Below are 15,036 nucleotides of genomic sequence, written 5' to 3' on the forward strand. Positions count from 1 at the left end.
TGAAAATGATCAGGAAGCGCGAATGATCAGGCCGGTTGCGAGGTGTCGGCACCGTCTGGTTTCGTTCCGGAAAGCATGGGCAGCGTAATGATGAACTTGGCGCCCTTTCCTGGTTCGGACTCGACCCGGATGGTCCCGCCGTGGTTTCGGGTGATGATGAAATAGGAAACGGAAAGTCCAAGCCCGGTGCCTTCGCCCGGCTTCTTGGTGGTGTAGAAGGGCTCGAAAACTTTTCGCCTGTCTTTTTCCGCAATGCCGGGCCCATTGTCGTCAACCTCGATGACCGCCATTTTCCCCTCTGGGCGAAGCCTTAAGACTATGCGCGGGTCCGAGGGCGGATTCGGGTGCGAGGCCATGGCTTGGGCGGCGTTACGCAGGAGGTTGATGACCACCTGTTCGATCTCCATGGGAACGCAGGGGACCGTGAGGACCTCTGAAGGGTAATCCTTCTCTATGCGTATCCGCTTGAAATCGTATTTCTTCTTGATGTCGTAGTCGGTTGAGGCCAGCTCGACACTTTTATCCAGGAGTTCGTCGAGCCGGGTGGGGGTGGACTGGAGCGATGCGCTGCGCGTGAAGCTCAGCATGTTGTTGACGATCTTGGCGGCCCGCTCTCCGGCGTCTTTGATGCCGGACAGGAAATCGAAAATTTCTCGCTTTTCCATGTAGCTGCGTATCGAGTCCAAGGGGCAGCCTGACTCCTCCGCGGCCTGTACATTGGCCTTGAAGCCGGGAGAAACCCTGCGGGTGATGTTCTGGACGCTTTGAAGGATGCCCGCCAGAGGATTGTTGATCTCGTGGGCCATGCCCGCTGCCAGGCCACCGAGCGACATCATCTTCTCGGTCTGCAGGATCAGTTCTTCCATGCGTGCCTGGTCCGTCACGTCGTCAAGGCGGATGACCGCGCCGCGCACGCCCTCCCGGACAATGGGAAATATCAGTATGTTCTCCTGGCGGATCTGTTCGTCCAGGATGTAGGGCTGGTTCGGCAAGGATACCGGAACGCCCTCTTGAAGGGCCGATCGTATGGCCTCGGCCTGGGAAGACAGCCGGGGGAGCACTTCGGTCAGCGTCATGCCGAGCAGGTGGCCATGTCCCACGCCGGTGGAGGTCTCCGTGGTCCTGTTGAAATGGGTGATGCGCATGGCGTCGTCGATGCCGATGACCATGGAGGGCATGGAGTCCAGGATGTTCTGGATGAACTCGTGCGCATCGAGCAGTAACGCCTCGGCACGGGTGCGTTCAGTTATGTCCTCGAGCATGCCGTCTATGTGCAGGGGGACGCCCTTATCGTCGGTGACGGTCCTGGCGTGGAGGGTTCCGATCCTGACGTCTCCGTCCGAACGCCTGAAGTGCACCAGGAATTTGGAGACTTCGCCGTAAATATCCAGGAGATAGATGAACTCTTTTCTCTCGGGATCGTCGATGAGGACCTTGCCGAAAAAATCAGTGGCGCTGTCGATTACAGTAAGGGGCGGCTCCACGCCAAGAATGCTGGCCATGGCGGAGTTCGCTGACAAAAAACGTCCGTCAGGAGTGCATCTGAATATGCCTGCCAGGGCATTTTCGTAGAGATTGCGGTATCTTGCTTCGGCTTCGGCCAGTCCGATTTGGGATTGCTTCAGTTCCTCATACCTATGCCGGAGCTTTTCCACCATGATGACGATGGAATCGCGCAGATTCCCGATTTCCTGGAGAAATTTTCCATGCGGCACGCTGGCATCGGCGTATTCTTCGGAACTCACGGTAAGCGCATATGTTTCCACCGCTTTCAATGGGAGCATGACATTGCGGCTGAGAATGAAATAAAGCAGTAAGACCATTATCGCGTTGACCAGCGCAATGCTTAACACCAGACGAAACAATGTCTCTTTAAGGGCAAGACGGACGTATTGTGGGGTGACATAGACATCGACAAGGCCGATATCGCGAGAATTAAAAGTGATGTTTCCCTGTCTGTGTATCAAGTCATCTGTGGCAAAGGGTAATTCAGCATGTTCCAGAGTGCCGTCAGCCGTTCGCATTCTTGCGACAACAACACGTTGCGTAATGGTATCTCTGGCGACTATCGCCGCGACATACTTGTCCCGCATGGCGTTCTCGACGATCTTTATGGCTTGATCGTCTTGAAAGTTCCAGAATGGCAGCGCAAGGCTTGAACCAAGCTGCTCCGTTATGGTCGCGAGGTCTGTTTGAAGGTCTTGGAACCTTTTGTCGCGCTGTTGTGTGAAATCGACAAATCCAAAAGTTACAAGAACTGCTGTCGTCACAGCAATGAGGCTGAGATTTATTATGAGGGGGACGGAAGGCCTTCTGTTCTTCATGGTACGATAAATGTGGCGAAGTAAAAGTGTACTGTATAAACTGATTCTCTATCGAATGGGTAGATGATGCAATGGGAAAAATCAAGATACGAAGATAAGAAAGTTTTTTAGAGGCCGCGCAGCGAAAGGGGGGGCTGAAAGTTGTGTGCGGCGAGCACCTGCCGAACGTATGATGCGGGAGTCTTTCGCTTGCATTCCCGTTTTGCTGTGTTAGATTGCCAGCTGGAAGAGAAACCCAGCTGGTACGGCTGGCCGGTATTTCTCGCCGGTCCGTATGCGCCACTGCGGTCACTAGGGTTTATCGGGGTACTGGCAAGGGTGGTACATGTCTTATGAATGTGAGGTGGCGATGAGGAGTGCCGGGATCGGGCGGTTTTTTGCACGCGGCGTGGCGGTTCTCCCCTTCTTGTTCGCCGTGTTTTTTGTTCTCGGGCCCGGTCGCGGTGAGGCCGTGGAACCAGCAGCCCCGGTGAGCCTGGTTCACTATTGGACCGGTGCCATGAGTGGCGGCATAGATGCCTTGGTAGCCGCCTACAACCAGCAGAATCCCGCTGACAAAGTATCGGCTTCAGGGATGGAGCACGAGTCCTTCAAGGTGGGCATCAAAGGGATGCTGCACAGCGGCAAGGCTCCTGACGTCTTTTCGTATTGGGCGGGTGCCCGGGTTCAGTCCCTGGTGGATTCCGGCTATTTGGAAAACTTAGACGACGTCTGGTCCGCCTCCGGACTCGACTCGCGGTTTTCACCTTCGGTCGCCGAAGCCTGCACGTATAACGGGCACAAATACGCCGTGCCCGTGACGCAACACGTGGTGGGATTTTTCTATAACAAAAGCATCTTCGAAGCCTTGGGGTTGAAAGTCCCGGCAAACTGGAAGGACTTTCTCGAGGTTTGCGCCCGCATAAAACTGGCAGGAATCACCCCTGTGGCTATCGGCTCTCGCGAATTGTGGCCCGCGCAATTCTGGTTTGACTATCTCTTGCTGCGCACCGCGGGCCCCGCCTACCGCCAAGCGCTGGTGAACGGGCAGGCCTCGTTCACAGATCCGCAGGTTCAAAGGGCTTTCACGTTGTGGCGTGATCTCCTGCAACATGGATATTTCAATGCGGCACCGGAGAAGACCGATTGGGCCGGAGCCGCCGCCCAGGTCCGCGACGGGAAGGCGGCCATGACGCTCATGGGCACCTGGATCATCGGGCTCTACACCGGGCAGCTCAAATGGGACGAGGAGACCGGTTTTGATTTCTTCCCGTTTCCGGAGATTGAGAAGGGAGTGCCGCCAACCGCGCTTGGGCCGATTGACGTGTTTGTCGCATCCAGAGCGGACGGCGCCGTGGCCAGCAAAAAGGCCTTGTCCTTCTTTTCGGGAGCACAACCGCAGATGGAGATGAGCAGGGGCTCGGGAGCGCTTGCTCCCAATGTGCAGGTCCCCCGGACGTTCTACAGCGGTCTCAGACAGAGGATATTGCTCTGTGTCCAGGAAACACCGAACTGGGCGTTCAATTACGATCTGGCCACCCCGCCCCAGGCGGCCGACATAGGGCTGGGTTCTTTCGCGGCCTTCATGCGCCAGCCCGACCAGATGGAACAGATTCTCGCGTCCACCCAGAAGAAGATGGAGAGCCTGTTTATCCGGACATCCCAGTGAGGCGTATGACCGCTCGCATGGTTTTTCCTCCCACGCCCTAGCCTGATCGAAAAGGATGACTAATTAGACAGGACGCCCGGCCCGCCATTTCGCGCGGGAATCGTGTGGTATGTCCAAAACATAAGGTTGGAATCATGACGCGTAAGTTGTTTGGATACATCCTCTTGGCCGCCGCTCTCGTTGCGGGCTACCTCTACCATGTCCGGGTTCAGCAAGGGCCGCCGCGCACGGAAACGGCCGCCAACGCCCCTGCCGGTGTCCAGCAAAGCCAGGCGAAGCAGGATGGGATTCCGGTAAAGGACGGGCGTCTTCTGGCCAAGCTTCCCAACGGCCTTACGGTGCTGGTGCTGGAAGACAAACGTTTCCCATTGGTGGCCGAACGCCTCTACGTCAGGGCGGGGTCCGCGTACGAAGCCAAGGGGCAGGAGGGCATAAGCCACCTTCTGGAGCACATGGTGTTCAACAGCACGGCCAAGCGCCCCAAGGGCGGAGTGGCCAGCGCCATCGAAAGCGCCGGCGGCGACACCAACGCCGCCACCAGTTTCGACTACACGCAGTATATGGCCGATCTGCCCAGCGCCAGCTGGAAGCTCGGCCTGGACGTGCTCCAGGATATGATCTTCGGGGCGAAGTTCGACCCGGCCGAACTCGAGCAGGAGAAGAAAGTCGTCATCTCCGAACTGGAGCGGGGCCAGGACGAGCCGGGGCAACGCCTGTTCCAGATGAGCCAGGGGCAGGTGTGGCATTCTATACCTTACAAACACCCGATCATCGGTTTCCGGGAAACCGTGAACGCTGTCACACCTGAAGACATGCGGGCGTACATCAAGCGCCTCTATCAGCCCCAGTCCATGCTTCTGGTGGTTGTGGGCGACGTGAACGCGCAGGACGTCTACAAGGAAGCGGTGGCCGTTTTCGGGGGGCTGAGTAACGACCGCCCGGTGATTCCCCCGGACATCCAGGACCTGCCGGCGAACACGGCCGGTCCTTCGGCCAAGGCGGCAGGAGGCAACTGGAACAAGTGCTACCTGCGTTTGGACTTCGCTGTCCCGGGCATGCACTCGGCCAAGGACGTCCCCCTGGAAGTCCTCTCCGACCTCTTGGGCGGCGGCAAAACGTCCACGCTCTATCGCAAGTTCGTGTACGAAGAGCAGCTGGCCGACAGCCTGGACGTCTCCGCCATCACGCTTGAACGCGGCGGCATGTTCAGCATCGAGGCCACGCTCGACCAGGACAAGGTCCAGGCCTTCTGGGGGGCGCTGGTCAAGGAACTGGCCGGGCTTACTGCCAAGACCTTCGGCCCCGAGGAGTTGGAGCGGTCCAAGTTGAACATCGAGGACCAGCTTTTCCGGGCCAAGGAAACGCTGCGTGGCCTGGCCACCAAACTGGCCTACTATCAGTTCTTCGGCTTCGGCCTGGAAGGCGAAGCCAATGCTCTCTACAACGTTCGCCACACGGACGCCGCGGAGCTCCAGGGGCTTCTGGATGCGTATCTGAAGCCCGGCAACGCGAGCCTGTCCCTGCTCATGCCGGGAGTCGACCAGGCCGGCGCGGACGCCGCCGCGGAAACGATGCTGGCCGAACTCAAGGGCGGCTGGCCACAGCCGGCCGTGGCCCAGGCCGCCAAGCAAGCCGGGGGAGCGTCCCAGACCCCCGAAGTGGTGGACCTGGGAGGCGGGCGCACCGTGGTGCTCCTGGCGGACCCGACCATGCCGTACGCTTCGGTGAACCTTACCTACAGGGGGGGCGATGGGCTCCTCACTCCCGAACAGCAAGGGCTGGGCGAACTGACGGCCAAGGCCCTCACCCGGTCCACACAAAAGCGGAGCGCACCGGCACTGAACGCCTATCTGGAGGACCGGGCTTCCTCTATAGCGGCATCTTCCAGCCGGGACACGTTCTCCATAAGCGCCAGGTACCCTGAGCGCTTCTCCAAGGACATCCTGAATCTTCTGGCGGAAGTTGTCGGCGAACCCGCCTTTGCCCAGGCCGAGGTGGACCGCGCCAAGAAGATGCAGCTGGCCCAGATAGCCGAAGCCAGCGACCGCCCCACCAGTCTGGCTTTCAGGCATCTGTTTCCCTTCCTGTATCCCGGGAGCACCTACGGGTATTTCCGGGCCGGGCTGCCCGAGGAAGTGGCCGCCTTCACGCCGGGCAACGCGCGCGCCTTCTGGGAAAAGCAGCGAGCCATGCCCTGGGTACTGGCCGTGTGCGGCGTGTTCGATCGCAAGGCCGTGCTCGATCTGGCCTCCAAGCTTGCCGCCGGGCCGGCCGCCATCGCTCCGGGGTTTCCCGCTCCGGCCTGGTCTGCAAAGCACGACATGAGCCTGACCCTTGCCGAACGGAACCAGACCCATCTGTTCTGGATTTTCCCCTTGCCGGGCAAGCTCAGTTCCGACACCCCGGCGCTGGAGGTCTTGAAAACAGCGCTGGCCGGCCAGGGCGGCCTTCTGTTCCAGGACCTTCGCGACAAGCAGGGCCTGGGCTATTCCGTCACCGCGTTTCTCTGGCAGTCCCCGAACACCGGGTTTCTGGCCTTCTACATAGGCACCACCCCGGACAAGGAGGCCCAGGCAATGGACGGATTCAAGCGGGTGGCCGCCGAACTGGCCTCGAAGGGTCTGGAAGACGCCTTGATCAACAGAGCCAAGAGCTCCCTGGAAGGCGACTACTACCAGGAGCGCCAGAGCCTTGGCAGCAGAAGCCAGGAAGCGTCCCAGAACCTGGCCATGGGCTATCCTCTGGACTTCGAGCGAGAGATATTGTCGCGCGTCCGTATCCTTACGGGAGCGCAGATCACCGAAGTGGCCGGGAAATACCTGGATCCGTCCAAGGCGTATCTCTTGAAGATCGCGCCGTAAGCGACCAGCGGGATGAAAGAATTGAAAGCCGGGGGAACATCCCTCCGGCTTTCTTTTTTTGCGTTGTACTTATGAGGCGCCGCTTCAGAAGTAGTTCCTGAGCTTTAATTCCAGGGGATGGGGCTTCAAGTAGGCCTGGCCGGCCAGATAGTCCACAGCGTGTTTTCTGACATGGTGGCCTATGAGCGTGATGGGCACGATGAGCGGCGTGAGGCCCGTCCGGTAAGCCTCGATGACTTCCGCCAGCTCATGGCGTTCGTCCTGGCTGACAAGTTTGCGGAAGTAGCCGGCCATGTGCTGCAACACGTTCACGTTGCGGGCCACGGTGGCCGGTTTCGCCAAAGCCTCAAGGAGCAGGGATTCATACCTGGCCGTAAGCTCGCCCACAGGGGCGGACTTGGAATGGGCGACCAGCTGCCCCAGAAGCTTCGTGTGGCCCGGACTGTGCGCCATGATGAGCAGCTTGTGGCGGGCGTGGAACTCCATGACGGCTTTTGCCGGGCGCGATCCGTTGGAACAGGCCGGAGTGTCGTCCTTGGCTTGTGGGGCGGAGGCGTTCTCCCGGCAGTTCTCCAGCACCTTTCTCCAGGATCGCAGAACGAAGATGCGTTCGATGAAATTCTCGCGCAGCTTGGCGTCGCACAGCCTGCCGTCTTCCTCGACAGGCAGCGACGGGAAGCGGCGCATGAAGGCCTTGGCGAAAAGCCCGACGCCCTTGTGCGCGGGCATGCCCCCTTTTTCGGAGTAGACCTTCACCCGGGTCATGCCCGACGAGGGCGACTTGCTCTTGAAGATGAACCCGCACAGGTTTTCCCTGGCCAGTTCCTCGGCCCGCCTGGCGGCCCAGCTCTCCATCGGGGCGGTCATGTCCCGCCCGGAACGGACGGTGACAAGCCTGGGTGCGTCCGGATCTCCGACAAGACGCATGGCCTCGCGCGGAACCCCGAACCCGGCTTCCACTTCCGGGCACACCGGCACGAACTCCACATGCTTGCCGAGTTCGCCGGTGATCCATCGGTCGTGCTTGTGGCCTCCGTCGAACCGGACGGGCTGGCCGAGCAGGCAGGCGCTCACGCCAATGCGTAAGGGGCTGTCCATGGTTTTATTCCTGATGCTTGAGGTCGTGGTACAGAGGCAGGGTCACCACGCAGCGGGTGCCGTGTCCTTCCAGCGGAGCCAGGGTGATGTTCCCGAAGTACTTGCTGGCGATAACCCTGGCCATGGGAAGGCCGAAGCCGGTGGCCGTGGCCTGAGAGGAATGGAAAGGGCTGAATGCCTGGCCCATCTTGTCCTGGTCGAAGCTCACCCCGTTGTTGATGATGGTGATAACTGCGAAGCCGGCCTGGGTGGGGCTTGGCATGGAGGTGACGTTCACGTTGGGTTCGCTCGGGTCGGCGTACTGGAAGGCGTTTTCCAGAAGGCAGGCGAAGAGGATGCACAGCTCTGTCGGGTCGCCTGATAACACCTTGGCCTCGGGCGAGAGAAACACCTGGAAGGCGGAAGCGGGCACCGGACTTGCGGGCTGAACCTTGGCGGCCGCGCGTTCGATGAGCGCGGCGAGCTCCGCGCGCTGGAAGGCCGCCTGATGCTGGGTGATGTCCACATAGGCGTTCACGTTCTTGGCCATGTGCTCCAGCCGGATAGCCTCGGAAAGGATGACCTCGGCGGTTTCCCGGCTGGCGTCGTCCTCGGGGTGCAGGCGCATCAGCCTGCGGGCGCTGCCGCCGATGATGGAAACGGGATTGCGGACCTGGTGCGAAATCCCCTGGATGACTTCCAGTTCGCATTGGGTGGCGTAGGTCACGAAGGCGTCGGTCTCCACCAGCAGGGAGAAGTCCACGGCCCGGTCGATGGAGGTGATGGCCAGGGGCTGTTCTTCCAGAGCCAAACTGTCCATGGCCGTCTGGTGCAGGAAGGCCCTGGCGATGTTGTAGGCCAGGTTCACGTAGCGGTGGTCCACGTTGTGGATCACGTGCGCCTGGCCGCTTATCCAGACGTGGTTCATGAAGTCCTCGCCCACGCCCGCGGTGAATATGAGGGTGTGCCAGCTGCGCCAGTTCTTGTTGAGCTTGCCGGCCGGCTGGTTCTCCAGGATGATGCGCAGCTGGGGCCTGGAGCGCACGAAGTCCTCGACGCGGCCCGCCAGTTCGGCCGCCTTGGGCAAGAAAACAGGAGCCCATTTCGCCAGCGGATTATCTTGAGAGGTGGAGAGGCCGAGCAGTTCCTTGAACTGCTGCAGGCGGTCCTGGGGCACCGGGAGAAATGCCATGTGGTCTCCTTGCAAAGGCTAGTGGAAAGCGGTACTGGCCCAATCTTTACTTCATTTCCGAGGAATGTGAAACAGCGTGATGCGCAATTGTCAGTTCGATGCGGCGCTTCTGGATTTCGGCGGAGTAGTTGCCGAGGAAGGGTTCGCCGCTGGCGTGAAGGCCATCGCCAGCGCCGCCGGCCGGGACCCGGGCGAGATCTGGCGGGTGGGGCTTGAGGCCGTGTGGGACAGCGGTTACGTATACGGCCGCTGCCTTGAGGGCGACTTCTGGAAGCTCTTCAAGGCACGCACCGGCATAGAGGGCGATGAAAACCGCTGGCGCGAGGACATTCTGTCGCTCTTCGTGGTGCGGCCCTTCATGCGCCGGTTCGCCGACAGGCTCCGCGAGTTCGGCGTGGTGACCGCCATCCTTTCGGACCAGACCGACTGGCTCAGGCTTCTCGATGAAAGGCACGCTTTTTCAAGGCATTTCGACAAAGTGTTCAACAGCTTCGACCACGCCATGACCAAGCAGGAGCCGGCTTTTTTTTCACTGGCCCTGCAAGAACTGAAGCTTTCACCGGAGCGGACTCTGTTCGTGGACGACAACCCAGGCAATGTGGAGCGCGCCCGCGACCTTGGCATGCACGCCGTGCTCTACACGAACCGGGAAGGCTTCGAGGCGGACATGGCGCGGCTGTGCCCGATAGCTCTCACCAACAAGGATTAAGATGCGTAGACCATACATTTCGCTGACGCCCGAAGGCTGGCCTTCCATCATTCTTGCCGGGGCCGCCACCCTCGTCTTCGCGCTGCTCGGCTGGCCGGTTCCGGCAGTGCTTGGCCTTGTGGTCCTGGCTTTGCTCGTGAATTTTTTCCGCGATCCTGAACGGTTCACCCCCTGCGAACCGGGCCTGGCCGTGGCCCCGGCGGACGGCAAGGTCATCAAGGTCTGCCCGGCCGTGGACCCCCTAAGCGGCGAAACCCGGACCGTGGTGTGCATCTTCATGAACGTGTTCAACGTCCATGTGAACCGGGCCTGCGTGGAGGGCACGGTGAGCGCCATGCGCTACTGGGAAGGCAAGTTCATAAACGCCAGCTTCGACAAGGCCTCCGAGGACAACGAGCGCCTTGGCGTGCAGCTGACCGACGAGGGCGGTTCCACCTGGACCATGGTGCAGATCGCCGGGCTCATCGCGCGGCGCATCATCCCCTGGGCCGAAGCGGGCGACAAGCTGGCCCGCGGCCAGCGCTACGGCATGATCAAGTTCGGCTCGCGCGTGGACGTGTACCTGCCTGCCGGGTATGAGCCCGCCGTTGCCGTGGGCGACAGGACCGCCGCCGGGCAGACGGTGATCGCCAGACGCGTGTGACGATCCCGACGCTTTTGTCACTTGACCTTCACATGAAATAGACTAGCATTTGCCCAGCCGGATCATTCCGGTTGCACACACTATATGGATAAGCCTGAACGCAAACCGCCAGCGCGGGGAGTGTACATCCTCCCCAACCTGATCACCACCGGCAGCCTTTTTTCAGGCTTCCTGGGTATTCTCTGGGCCATCTCCGGGCAGTTCGAGAACTGCGCCGTGGCCATCCTGGTCAGCTGCGTCCTGGATGGGCTCGACGGCCAGGTGGCCCGCATGACCAACACCAGCTCCGATTTCGGCGTGCAGTTCGACTCCCTGTGCGACCTGGTGGCCTTCGGCGTTTCGCCAGCCATCATGGTCTACCAGTGGGAGTTGGCCCAGTTCGGCCACCTGGGGCTCATGGCTTCGTTTCTGCTGGTGGCCTGCGGAGCGCTCAGGCTGGCGCGCTTCAACGTGATCACCAAATCCAGCAACAAGAAATTTTTCCTGGGGCTGCCCATTCCAGCCCAGGCGTGCACCGTGGCCACTTTCTACCTCTTCGCCCAGTACCTGCCCGTGCAGTGGCAGGCCTACATGCCCAAGGTCTGCCTTGGGATGGTGTACGTCTTGTCCTTCTTGATGGTGAGCCGGGTGCGCTACGCGTCCTTCAAGGAGTATGGGCTCATTAAGGCCCATCCCTTCTCCATGATGGTCACGGCCATACTGTTCTTCGTCCTGGTGGCTTCCCAGCCCAAGCTGCTTGGATTCGTGATCTTTGCCGGATACATCCTCTCCGGCATCGTCTACACGTATGTGATTCTGCCCCGCCGCGCCGCGCTACGAGAGCCCTCCGAAGAGCTCTCATCATAACTGCACCCCTCTTTTTTGCGATTTAGGCAATTGTCAACCGGAAGCGTCTCGGCTAACTAGGCGTGTCCGGTCATTGACCCCCACTTTGTTCCATTCCAAGCGGAGGAAGACCATGTCAGAGCGTGTCGTCATTTTCGACACCACCCTGCGCGACGGCGAGCAGTCCCCCGGCGCTACCATGAACCAGGAGGAGAAAATCCGCCTGGCGCAGCAGCTGGAAAAGCTCGGGGTGGACGTGATCGAGGCGGGGTTCCCCGCAGCCAGCGAGGGTGATTTCCAGTCGGTCAGGGCCATCGCCCGCACCGTCAAGGACGTCCAGGTGGCCGGCCTGTGCCGCGCCCTGGAGTCCGACATCACCAGGGCCTTCGAGGCCATCAAGGAGGCGCGCAATCCGCGCATCCACACTTTCCTGGCCACCTCGCCCCTGCACATGCAGCACAAGCTGAACAAGACCCCCGAGCAGGTCCTGGACATGATAGAGAAGGCCGTGAGCTTCGCGGTGAAGCTTACGCCCAATGTAGAGTTCTCCTGCGAGGACGCCTCCCGGTCCGAACGGCCGTTTCTGGCCGTGGCCGTGGAAAAGGCCATCGCCTGCGGGGCCACCACCATAAACATCCCGGACACGGTGGGCTATGCCCAGCCGCAGGAGTTCTACGAGCTCATCTCGTTTCTTATAAAAACCGTGCCCAACGCGGGGAAGGCCATCTTCAGCGTGCACTGCCACAACGACCTGGGCCTGGCCGCCGCCAACACTTTGGCCGCCCTGTCCGCAGGAGCCCGCCAGGCCGAGGTGACCTTGTGCGGCATCGGCGAGCGCGCCGGCAACGCCTCCATCGAGGAAGTGGTCATGGCCCTTAAAACCAGGGCCTGCTACTACAACCTGGAGACCGGCATCAAGGGCGAGCAGATCTATCCCTCCTCGCGCCTGCTCTCCATGATCATCGGCCAGCCCATCCCGCCCTACAAGCCCATCATCGGCGGCAACGCCTTTGCCCACGAGTCCGGCATACACCAGGCCGGTGTGCTCAAGTGCGCCGAGACCTACGAGATCATGACCCCGCAGTCCGTGGGCCGGGCAGGCAACGAGATGGTGCTCGGCAAGCATTCCGGGCGCAACGCCGTGAAGGCGCGCCTGGAGGAACTGGGGTTTGCCCTCACCGAGGAGCAGGTCACCCAGATGACCGAGGCCGTGAAGAACCTGGCCGACAAGAAGAAGCACATCTTCTCCGAGGACGTGGAGGCCCTGGTTCTGGAAGAGATCTACCGCCTGCCGGACAAGTACAAATTCAAGTTCCTCACCGTGCTCTCGGGCAACCTGGCCATGCAGCCCATGGCCGCATTGGTCATGGAGATCGACGGCGAGGAGAAGAAGCTTTCGAGTTTCGGCGTCGGACCAATCGACGCCGTGTTCAACACCATAAGCCAACTCACGGGCCGCAGCCCCGTGCTCAAGCAGTACGCGGTCAACGCAGTCACCGGCGGCACCGACGCCCAGGCCGAGGTGACCGTGCGTCTGGAGGAGGGCGGACACAAGTCCGTGGGCCGTGGTTCTGACGCTGACGTCATCGTCGCCAGCGCCAAGGCCTTCGTCAACGCCCTCAACCGGTTGGCCAAAAAGGAGGAAGAGAGGGAATGCGCCAGACTTTAGCTCAGAAAATCCTGCAGAGCCACACGGACGAGACCATCACCCAGGACGGACAGATCGTCCGCTGCCGGGTGGACCTCGTCCTGGCCAATGATATCACCGCCCCCTTGGCCATCAAGAGCTTCACCAAGATGGGCGCCACCAAGGTCTTCGACAAGGACAAGATCGCCCTGGTCTGCGACCACTTCACCCCCAACAAGGACATCGACTCCGCCGAACAGGTGAAGGTGGTCCGCGAGTTCGCCAAGCTCATGAACGTCACCCACTATTACGAAGGCGGCGACTGCGGCGTGGAGCACGCCCTGCTGCCCGAGATCGGCCTGGTGGGCCCTGGCGACGTGGTGGTCGGAGCGGATTCGCACACCTGCACCTACGGCGGCCTGGGCGCTTTCGCCACGGGCATGGGCTCCACGGACATCGCCGGAGCCATGGTGCTTGGCGAAACCTGGTTCAAGGTGCCCCCCACCATCCGCGTGGTGCTGGACGGCAAGCTGCCCGAGTGGGTGGTGGGCAAGGACCTGATCCTTGAGCTCATCGGCATGATCGGCGTGTCCGGGGCTCTGTACAAGGCCCTGGAGTTCACCGGCCCCGTGGTGGACCAGCTCTCCATCGAGCAGCGCCTGTCCATGTCCAACATGGCCATCGAGGCGGGCGGAAAGGTGGGCATCTTCCCGGCCGACGCCAAGGCCCTGGCCTATGCCAAGGCCGCTGGCCGCACCGGGGACAAGGAAGTCCACGCCGACGAGGGCGCCCACTACGAGCGCGAGGTGGTCATCGACTGCTCCAAACTCACCCCCCGCGTGGCCTGCCCGCACCTGCCCGACAACGTGAAACCCGTGGACGAGTGCAAGGGCATCCGCATCGACCAGTCCATCATCGGCTCCTGCACCAACGGCAGGATCGAGGACATGCGCGAGGCCGCCAAGGTGCTCAAGGGCAAAAAGGTGGCCAAGCACGTGCGCTGCATCGTGCTGCCCGCCACGCCCACCATATGGAAGCAGGCGCTCAAGGAAGGCCTGCTGGAAATCTTCATGGAGTCCGGGTGCATCGTGGGCCCGCCCACCTGCGGCCCCTGCCTGGGAGGCCACATGGGCATCCTGGCCGCCGGAGAGCGTTCCATCGCCACCACCAACCGCAACTTCAAGGGCCGCATGGGCTCCCTGGAGAGCGAGGTGTACCTGTCCAACCCGGCCGTGGCCGCCGCTTCGGCTGTCGCGGGCGAAATCCGCCATCCGGGCAAGCTGTAAGAGGATAACGATCATGTACAAGGGACGCGCGCATAAAGTCGGCGCTCATATCGATACGGACGCCATCATCCCGGCCCGCTTCCTGGTGACCACGGACACCGAGGAACTGGGCAAGAACTGCATGGAAGGCCTGGAAGCCGGTTGGGTGGGACGGGTCAAGAAGGGCGACATCATCGTGGCCGGAGAGAACTTCGGCTGCGGCAGCTCGCGCGAGCACGCGCCGCTGGCCATTCTGGGCGCCGGAATCCCGGTGGTGGTGGCCCACAGCTTCGCCCGCATCTTCTACCGCAACAGTTTCAACATGGGGCTCATCCTCCTGGAAGTGGGCGACGACGCGGCCAAGATAAACGACGGCGACGAGCTCGAGATCGACGCCGACAAGGGCCTCATCAAGAACCTGACCAGCAAGGAGACCATCAAGACCGCTCCGGTGCCTGCCTTCATGCAGGAGATTCTGGATAAGGGCGGCTTGGTCAATTACGTGAAGGATCGCCAGAAGTAAGCGACAGTGGACAGCCAAAGGCCGCCCGCGAGGGTGGCCTTTTTTCTGACAAGCATGTGAAACGCAGGTTCAGGAGAAACTTCCATGAAAACGATCCGCGTTGGCTGGAAATACAAGCCGGAAACAGACAAGATCATGCAGGATCGTATTTCGGAGCATCTTGGACTGTTCATTGAAGATGACGATCTGCTGGAGATTACCCTGATTCACGAGATTGACTATGTCTGTGATGACGATGACATCATCATAGACGTCATGGTCAATGGAATCTCTCTGGCCGGTGTGTTCATTCCGTATTCGAACATTGCCTGCATCATGGTTGTCGATAACGAGGCATAGTTT

Annotated in this window: 13 protein-coding genes; 10 read left to right on the forward strand and 3 right to left on the reverse strand. The window is 60.8% G+C overall.

Annotation, left to right across the window (positions count from 1 at the left end; translation table 11 throughout):
- Window positions 1–26: 26 nt before the first annotated feature.
- A complete protein-coding gene (locus tag HY795_14340) occupies window positions 27–1,784 on the reverse strand; it encodes a PAS domain S-box protein (GenBank protein ID MBI4806409.1) in 1,758 nt (585 codons plus the stop codon).
- A 210-nt stretch (window positions 1,785–1,994) separates the two neighbouring features.
- Here HY795_14340 and HY795_14345 point away from each other — a divergent pair, with 210 nt between their 5' ends.
- From HY795_14345 to HY795_14355, 3 genes are all read left to right on the forward strand, one after another.
- Window positions 1,995–2,159: a hypothetical protein gene (locus HY795_14345; GenBank protein ID MBI4806410.1), complete on the forward strand. Its 165-nt coding sequence runs from the start codon at window positions 1,995–1,997 to the stop codon at window positions 2,157–2,159.
- Window positions 2,160–2,712: 553 nt separating this feature from the next.
- Complete coding sequence (locus tag HY795_14350; GenBank protein MBI4806411.1) at window positions 2,713–3,972, forward strand: extracellular solute-binding protein; 1,260 nt, start codon at window positions 2,713–2,715, stop codon at window positions 3,970–3,972.
- A 134-nt stretch (window positions 3,973–4,106) separates the two neighbouring features.
- Window positions 4,107–6,833: an insulinase family protein gene (locus HY795_14355; GenBank protein ID MBI4806412.1), complete on the forward strand. Its 2,727-nt coding sequence runs from the start codon at window positions 4,107–4,109 to the stop codon at window positions 6,831–6,833.
- A gap of 84 nt (window positions 6,834–6,917) precedes the next feature.
- On the opposite strand, the gene HY795_14360 is transcribed toward HY795_14355, so the two are convergent.
- Window positions 6,918–7,931, reverse strand: coding sequence for a DUF523 and DUF1722 domain-containing protein (locus tag HY795_14360; GenBank protein MBI4806413.1), 1,014 nt, complete (start codon window positions 7,929–7,931; stop codon window positions 6,918–6,920).
- A gap of 4 nt (window positions 7,932–7,935) precedes the next feature.
- A complete protein-coding gene (locus HY795_14365) occupies window positions 7,936–9,102 on the reverse strand; it encodes a GHKL domain-containing protein (GenBank protein MBI4806414.1) in 1,167 nt (388 codons plus the stop codon).
- Window positions 9,103–9,178: 76 nt separating this feature from the next.
- On the opposite strand from HY795_14365, the gene HY795_14370 reads away from it, so the two are divergent.
- The 7 genes from HY795_14370 to HY795_14400 all read left to right on the forward strand — a co-directional run bounded on the left by HY795_14370 (window position 9,179) and on the right by HY795_14400 (window position 15,033).
- Window positions 9,179–9,811 (forward strand): HAD family phosphatase, encoded by a 633-nt coding sequence (locus tag HY795_14370; GenBank protein MBI4806415.1) that lies wholly within the window; start codon window positions 9,179–9,181, stop codon window positions 9,809–9,811.
- A 1-nt stretch (window position 9,812) separates the two neighbouring features.
- Window positions 9,813–10,454 carry a phosphatidylserine decarboxylase family protein gene (locus HY795_14375; protein ID MBI4806416.1) on the forward strand — a complete coding sequence of 214 codons (642 nt, stop codon included), beginning with the start codon at window positions 9,813–9,815 and terminating at the stop codon, window positions 10,452–10,454.
- Between the two features lie 84 nt (window positions 10,455–10,538).
- On the forward strand, window positions 10,539–11,300 hold the full coding sequence (pssA, locus tag HY795_14380; protein MBI4806417.1) for a CDP-diacylglycerol--serine O-phosphatidyltransferase: 762 nt from the start codon (window positions 10,539–10,541) through the stop codon (window positions 11,298–11,300).
- Between the two features lie 112 nt (window positions 11,301–11,412).
- Entirely contained in the window at window positions 11,413–12,948 is a 1,536-nt protein-coding gene (locus tag HY795_14385; protein MBI4806418.1) for a 2-isopropylmalate synthase, read from the forward strand.
- A complete protein-coding gene (gene leuC, locus HY795_14390; GenBank protein ID MBI4806419.1) occupies window positions 12,933–14,192 on the forward strand; it encodes a 3-isopropylmalate dehydratase large subunit in 1,260 nt (419 codons plus the stop codon). The genes HY795_14385 and leuC overlap by 16 nt, the downstream gene beginning before the upstream one ends.
- 13 nt (window positions 14,193–14,205) lie before the next feature.
- The gene (locus HY795_14395; protein MBI4806420.1) at window positions 14,206–14,694 is read left to right on the forward strand and encodes a 3-isopropylmalate dehydratase small subunit; all 489 of its coding nucleotides are present in this window, start codon (window positions 14,206–14,208) and stop codon (window positions 14,692–14,694) included.
- An 84-nt stretch (window positions 14,695–14,778) separates the two neighbouring features.
- Window positions 14,779–15,033: a hypothetical protein gene (locus HY795_14400; protein MBI4806421.1), complete on the forward strand. Its 255-nt coding sequence runs from the start codon at window positions 14,779–14,781 to the stop codon at window positions 15,031–15,033.
- Window positions 15,034–15,036 lie beyond the last annotated feature (3 nt).

This window comes from Desulfovibrio sp. (genome assembly GCA_016208105.1).
Taxonomy (GTDB): domain Bacteria; phylum Desulfobacterota; class Desulfovibrionia; order Desulfovibrionales; family Desulfovibrionaceae; genus Fundidesulfovibrio.